This is a genomic window from Streptococcus panodentis (assembly GCF_017884005.1).
Taxonomy (GTDB): Bacteria; Bacillota; Bacilli; order Lactobacillales; family Streptococcaceae; genus Streptococcus; species Streptococcus panodentis.
The window spans coordinates 1-5,656 of record NZ_QFAY01000046.1; the positions used below are offsets into that span (position 1 = coordinate 1).

The 5,656-nt window shown below is 37.6% G+C and carries 7 protein-coding genes; all 7 read right to left on the bottom strand.

What is annotated here, in order from left to right; genetic code table 11:
- Positions 1-82: 82 nt before the first annotated feature.
- The 7 genes from DHL47_RS13495 to DHL47_RS13035 all read right to left on the bottom strand — a co-directional run bounded on the left by DHL47_RS13495 (position 83) and on the right by DHL47_RS13035 (position 5,220).
- Positions 83-1,219 (bottom strand): hypothetical protein, encoded by a 1,137-nt coding sequence (locus tag DHL47_RS13495; RefSeq protein WP_338060124.1) that lies wholly within the window; start codon positions 1,217-1,219, stop codon positions 83-85.
- A gap of 5 nt (positions 1,220-1,224) precedes the next feature.
- Positions 1,225-1,473, bottom strand: a complete 249-nt coding sequence (locus tag DHL47_RS13010) for a hypothetical protein (RefSeq protein WP_209552157.1) — start codon at positions 1,471-1,473, stop codon at positions 1,225-1,227.
- Positions 1,474-1,526: 53 nt separating this feature from the next.
- Complete coding sequence (locus DHL47_RS13015) at positions 1,527-1,880, bottom strand: hypothetical protein (protein ID WP_209552158.1); 354 nt, start codon at positions 1,878-1,880, stop codon at positions 1,527-1,529.
- A 290-nt stretch (positions 1,881-2,170) separates the two neighbouring features.
- Positions 2,171-2,617, bottom strand: coding sequence for a DUF5085 family protein (locus tag DHL47_RS13020; protein ID WP_209552159.1), 447 nt, complete (start codon positions 2,615-2,617; stop codon positions 2,171-2,173).
- The gene (locus DHL47_RS13025; RefSeq protein WP_209552160.1) at positions 2,614-3,066 is read right to left on the bottom strand and encodes a hypothetical protein; all 453 of its coding nucleotides are present in this window, start codon (positions 3,064-3,066) and stop codon (positions 2,614-2,616) included. Before DHL47_RS13025 ends, DHL47_RS13020 begins: the two co-directional genes overlap by 4 nt.
- A 1-nt stretch (position 3,067) precedes the next feature.
- A complete protein-coding gene (locus DHL47_RS13030; RefSeq protein WP_338060125.1) occupies positions 3,068-4,048 on the bottom strand; it encodes a hypothetical protein in 981 nt (326 codons plus the stop codon).
- 200 nt (positions 4,049-4,248) lie between these two features.
- A complete protein-coding gene (locus DHL47_RS13035; protein WP_245335648.1) occupies positions 4,249-5,220 on the bottom strand; it encodes a hypothetical protein in 972 nt (323 codons plus the stop codon).
- Positions 5,221-5,656 lie beyond the last annotated feature (436 nt).

A 5,656-nucleotide genomic window follows, 5' to 3' on the forward strand; every position in this document is an offset into this window, starting at 1 on the left:
GATTAGCATTATTTTGTGTCTAAACTCTTGAGGGATAAGGGGTTACGGGAGATTTGATGGTTACAAGTTTGAGTTATCTAAATTAAAATCCAAATGCAGTTCCAAGCCCACTAAAGAAACCTGAAACTCCATCGCCTATAGATTTTCCAACCGACTTCACTGTATTACCTACAAACTCTGTTCCTTTATTCCAAACATCATTAACAGCTTTTCCTACTGTATTATCATAAAAGAAATCAGCTACTTTATTAACGCCCCAAGAAACAGCAACACCCGCTGCAACCCCAATAGCATAACCTATCACTGTTCCTGCTCCTGGAATAGGGATAAAGGTACCTAATGCAGCGCCTATTGTGCCCCCTATCCCCCCTGCAACTGAAGTAGTGACTGCAGTAGTAACTGTACCTGAAATCCATGAATGAATTGCTGTTTTTATGGCTGCATTAGGTAAACTTTCTCCGTTGTCTAATTGATCTTTAAAGTCTAAGAAAGTAAACAAACCATTGAGAGCTTTACCCGCTCCTTGGATAATCGGTTTAGCTTTTGAAAATACATTCCCCACAATATTCCCAATTCTACCAGCAGTATTAGCATCTCCAGTAGCAGAATATGCGCTTAGTAAGCTAGTGATTGTCGCTTCTGCATTAGCTCCATTAAACCTCTGCGCAACAAATTCGTAAAATTGAGGCGCTCTTTCTCTAATCTTATCTGGCCCTTCCTCCATCAATGTCAGCAATGTATCTCGAGACATTTCTCCCATAAACGATTCAAAATCAATATCGTTTTCTTGGCAATATTTTTGAGCTGCAACCCAGAAGTCCTCTACTTCCTTATTAGAAAGTTTGCTAGTTGATTCTTTCTTCTTAGACTCATTCTGTCCCAGCGCATGCTTGATATTCTCCAGTAAATTACTATCTGGGTGATTTGACTGATAGTCTTGAAGTGTCTTTGTTTCTTCGTCTGTCAAAGACTTCCCTTCATCCACCTTATCAATCAAGCCTCGGATTTTCATCTCCTCTGCCTTGACCTGACGCGCTTGCTGTACATACTCTAAAACAGAAGAATCCACTCGGTCTGGATAGGCCGCCGCATATCGCTCTATCGCCGTCAGCTCTGCTTCAGTCAGAGATTCGCCGTTGTATACCTTATCCAGCGCTGATAAATAGTTGTTCTCCATTGCTATCTCTCGATCAGCCCATCCTTGCTCAACATCACTCACCCAAGTTAAGTCCTCCGGCAAAGCAAAGCCGCCACCGCTTCGGAATAGAGAATACAGCCCTGATAATAGGGAACCATGACGCCCGTCGCATAGGCACGGGCCGAGTCATAACCGCTTCCCAATAACTCTCCTGCGCTGCCGCCAAAACTCTCAAAAGCTGAAATCAAGCTCCGAAAGCCCGCAACCCGCGACTGCGAGGCCGGGGACAGGCTCGAGGACTGCGTTTGCAGACTGCCGTAGTTTACCTTTACCATAACTTTTCCTTTCGTGTTTGATTCTTTAGCTAAAACAGACTGTAGAAATTATATTACTTCTGTTCTATTTTTTTACGGGTTTCGTATAATTCGTCTAACTGCTGATGATAGATTTGATACCGTTTCTTCAGTTCTTTGTCTTCCTCTTCAAAGTCAGTCGCAAGAGAATGAGTCACCTCTTCTATATCATCCAGCAGATACTGATAAAAGGGCAGGTGCCCCTTGGTCACTCCTCCATCTAAAAGGTTCTTAAAGTGAAACAGTGCACTCCCCTGTGAGGACATCACATCTTCCCGTATCCCTTTGAACTGGCGGTATTCAATCTCCAAATCTTCAATCTTATTTTCCAACTTATACTGCTGGCGCTTCAGAACCTCTAATTGGTCTTCTTGGGTTTTATTCATCATAACAGCTCCTATTTATCTTTTTATCCATTATAACATATTACAGCAATGGGGTCATGAAATGATAGCATAGAAAAAAACCACCCAAAATAGATTCAGGCGGTCACGATTACTAATTAAGAACCTTTCTTTGTGCATTATCAGCTATCAGCTTTTTTAGATTATCCGCCATTTTTCCTCATTGTCAAAAAAACATTGCTATATAGGAGGGATAGGGCAAAATAACATTTCCTAAAGTTCGGTACTTCCTTGCTTATAGCCAGATTCTTTAACTAATCGTGAAAAATTGGGGGTTAATAATAACCAACCAATAGCTCTAAGTATCGTAGTCCGTCTTGCGGAACTATATGATAAAAAGGTGTTGCTATTTCCAAATCATTTTCTTCAAGTGACAGCACTAATTTTGCAAAACCGACTTCTGTCATGGCGGAAAAATCCCCTTTAACAACCGTTTTTAACAAATCTCTCACTTCAAAATAAGTTGAAAATTTATATCCTTCTAAATGAAAAGCATTATTCGATATGGGCATGAACATTTCAATATCAACTATCTCATTTAAGGGAACATTGTTTAAACTGTAGAAGAACGGACCTTTTAATTGATAGCCTGCTTCTGTAAGTTCTGAAACAAATTGACTTAAATGCTTGTCCATCTCACTGTAATGAAATGATGCTCTCTTTCTAACCACATTCTGAAATGCAATCTTTTCAACCTTCACAACATCTACAGGTAATTTCATCCTTCTCTCTCAACCTCGCAATATAAGTCCACTACATAGTCACCATAAAGGTCTAACACTGCATGGAAAATATTTACTAGTTTAAATCCTGCTTCAGAAATTGCTTTCTCAATTTCCTCATAGGGAATCGGTTCCTCCTGATTGTAGTGGCGATAATAAAAATCAGTCGTCAAATCTAAAGACTCTTGGAAGAAAATACCTGATGTATTTTCTTCCTCTATTTCAAGTTGATTTCCTATCGTTGTAAAAACCAAAATATCCTGACTATTTTCTGACGGTACATAGGTAAAGTATGTAGGTCCATCAAAATACAAATCATCTCCCATCATTAGTTGCTTAAATGATGTTGACGCATCTACCAATTGTTCATAAAAAGGGATTCCCGGCTCAATGGTTAATTCAAATCCAACCGCATTTTTCAGGCTTAACTGCCTTCTTTTAAACTTCAATTTATTTTCCTCTCTTTCGTTTTTTGATTTGATGCAGAACAAGACTAGTAATCGCATCTAAGCTAATCGTATAACCAAAAATCCTTACAGTCCATGTTAGCCAAATTGGACTATTTGCCACATCTATATCCATCACTCGTATATAAGACATCAAACTAAAAAACAAAACAACTTCAATAATTAAGCGAGATTTTGCTTTTCTGACATCCAGAACTTTCAACAGGCTCTGCTCCGTCAATTCCTCTGGCATCTCTTCCCAATAAGACTTATCTTTTATTCTCAGATAAAGTAAATAACCTACTTCGACAATTAGCCTAGAGAAGGCACTGATAAATAAAATATTCCCTAATATCCCTAAAATACCCTGCCACGATTTTGTTAGAAAAGCTGCTGCTACTCCTCCTAAAATAGTAAGAGCAAAAATAATCCACAATGATGGCTTACTAAAAACGCTAGAAGCAGCAAAATAGTTGGCATTGGTCCGCTGTTCTGAAAAACCTCTGCTTAACTGTTCTCTTAACCAACGTATATTATAAAGAAGCAGTCCCAAAAAGAAAAGAAAGGAAAAGAAGAAAAAATATACCGAATAGCGCACCAAACCCATTAATGTATCATTTGTAAAAATAATCAGTATGTACCCTGTCAAAACAAGTGATAACAATAAGCCATTTATCATGATTAAAAGCATGCTCGTTCCAAAAACTTGATGTTTATAGATTAGTTTTTTATCAAAAGAAAGCAACTGGCATACCACCAAGAACAACATATAAAAACATAAAAATATAAAAATATAATTCGTAAAAGGATTTACGTTATATTGTTCTTTTATATAGAAAAAAATATATATTGACTCAATTACAAAAAAGAATAAACCTGCCCAAGCTAAGGAAAGCATCCCAACAGAAGCCCGTGTGGAGCCCAACGCCTGAAAATATTCTTTGTTCAATTCCTCTCGCTTTAAATCAGTGTTATTTTTAATCACTTTCCACCTCCAAAGAAATTAGCAATAGAATCGCCTACTCCTTTAGCAAATGACTGAGCATGACCAACTACGCTCTTCTCACCTATAGGCGTATTGATTATTGTATTTATTACCATCCCAGCTAAAGCACCTACAGCTGTCCCCAATGTTGCTTAAATGTTGTTAAAGCATTCATCAACCGCCTTCTTTTAAACTTCAATTTATTTTCCTTTCTTTCGTTTCTTGATTTGATGCAGAATAAAGCTCACTGCGGCATCCAACATAATTGTATAAGCAAAAATGCGCATAGTCCATAATAAAATAAGATTTTTTGTTTCATCTATATTTAACAATCGCAAACAGATGGTAAACCCTAAAAATAAAATAAGCTCTGTCCACAAGCGAATCTTAGGTTTTTTAAAATCCAAAGTTTTCAAAATATTCTGATTCTTTAATTCCTCTGGAACTTCTTCCCAATAAGACTTATCTTTTATTCTCAGATAAAGTAAATAACCTACTTCGACAATTAGCCTAGAGAAGGCACTGATAAATAAAACATTCCCTGATACTCCTAAAATGCTATTCCATGATCTTGTTAGGATAGCTGCTGCTACTACTCCTAAAATAGTAAGAGCAAAAATAATCCACAATGATGTCTTACTAAAAACGCTAGAAGCAGCAAAATAGTTGGCATTGGTCCGCTCTTCTGAAAAGCCATTTTCTAATTGTTTCTTTAGCCATCTTAAATTATAAAAAATTAAGCCCAAAAAGAAGATCAAAGAACTAACCCAATAAATAGTCGAATATATCAAGGAATTCTTTAACAAATCATTATTGAATATAACGAGAACATAGTCCATTAGAACCAAGGATAGAAGCAAGCCATTAATCATTGCAAAAAGCAAAGCTGTACTAAAAGCTTGGTGCCTAAAAATCAATTTTGGACTAAAAGAGACTATTTGGCAGAACAGAAAAAAGACATCATAAGCCAATAAAAATAAGAAAGCTGCATTTGAAAAAGGATTTTGATGAAGCTGATTTTCGACAAAATAATATACATGCGCTAAGCCAATGCTGAGAACAAATAAGCCAGACCAAGCAAGCTTCAGCATCCCCACAGAAGCCCGTGTGGAGCCCAACGCCTGAAAATATTCTTTGTTTAGAATTTCTGATGTCTTCTCTTCTTTTTTCATTTCTTACCTCTCAATAGAAAAACCTTTACCATCAAATAGATTCTTAAATAAATTTTTAGTACCTTGAACTAGATTAGTTTTTGTACCCGGAATATCTACTTCATTAATTAGCTGAAATCCCTTCATTTCCATCCTGTAACATACTAATTCCATTGTTCCAATCTTCTACGGAAATTCCTAAAAATTCCGCCGCTCTCTTTGCATCAGACTCTTGCATCTCTTTCAGCTGCTGTTTAATACCTTCTGGCACTCTATTCGGATAGCGTGACTCATACTCCTGAAGGGTCTTCGTCTCTTCATCTGTTAAGGATTTGCTGGGCTTCCTGCACCCGTGCATTGGCCGCATCCAGCTGACTTTGCAGACTGGCAATTCGGGCTGCGTCTCCTTTGGCCGGTTTCGATTTGGATTGCAGTCCGGAAATGGAGGCACTCAGGG